We start from the raw sequence: 1048 nt of genomic DNA, 5'->3' as shown, positions 1-1048 counted from the left end.
CGCCGCACACGGGTCAACACCAGCTCCAGGCGCAGCCCGCGCTCGCGCTCGCCGAGCAGATGTCCTTCGTCGACGACCACGAGCGCGAGCCGCTCGGCCAGGTCGGGGTCGTTGCGCAGCAGCAGGTCGAACTTCTCGCTGGTGACCACCAGCACATCGGTATCGGCGATCAGGTGCAGCTCATAGCCCACGTGCTCGGCGCCGCCGAACAGCCCGGACACGCGTAAGGCCAGCGGGGCCAGGCTGTCGGTCAGGTGCCGCTCGATCTCGGCGGCCAGCGCGCGGGAGGGCACGATGTAGACGGCGAGTTTGGGCATCCGGCCCGGGGGCGCCGGGGCGGCCAGGGCGTGCAGGATGGCCCATTCGGCCACCTGGGTCTTACCGGCCGAGGTGGGCATGGTGACTGTCAGATGCGGCTGATCACCGGCCAGCAGTCCGGCGTCGAGCACCTGCCGCTGGGAGGGCCAGACCTGCACCATCGGCGGCCGCGCCAGCGCCCGGGCACGCAGGTGTCGCTCCCACAGCGCATTCCAGGTGGGGGCTCGGCGCAGCAGCCGCCACGGTGAGGTGGCCACGGCGTCCTCCACGACGTGGGCGAGGTTGTCCAGCAGCACCCAGGTGTCGACGACGTTGGCATGCAGCACCAGCCGGGCGGCCTGCTGCAGGTCGGCCAACGCGGCGCGGCCAGCCGCCTGCTCGCCGCGCCGCCAAAACCGCACCAGCGCTCGTGCGGCGCGGCCCAGCAGTCCGTAGGCGGCCAGCACCGCGGCGTCGGCATGATCCAGCGGTTCGGCGCCGGCCTGGGCGAGCACGCGCTGGCCTAAGGCCGGGAGCGTGTCCTCGGCCAGGGCGCTGAGCCGGGCCACCTCGGCCAGGTCGCGCCGCAGAATGACGCCGACCAGCGCGGCGATCCCGGCGGGCGCGGCGTGCGAGACGACCTCGACCGCCGCCGGGGCGCTGCCCGCGGCCAGGTCGATTTCGGCGAGGTAGTCGCCGGCGAGCTTGGCGGCGTTGGCCTGGTAGCCGGCCAGGCTCCAGGTGGAGGCGG

1 protein-coding gene is annotated in these 1048 nt (G+C 73.9%); it reads right to left on the bottom strand.

All coding sequences use genetic code 11. The features are described 5' to 3' along the window. The coding region (locus AB0J09_RS65740; protein ID WP_360714753.1) for a DEAD/DEAH box helicase at positions 1-1048 on the bottom strand (1048 nt) is incomplete at both ends.

It is taken from the genome of Nonomuraea sp. NPDC049784 (assembly GCF_040659615.1).
Lineage (GTDB): Bacteria > Actinomycetota > Actinomycetes > Streptosporangiales > Streptosporangiaceae > Nonomuraea.
Note: the sequence above shows the minus strand (reverse complement) of the source record. Positions and strands in the feature narration are given on the sequence as shown.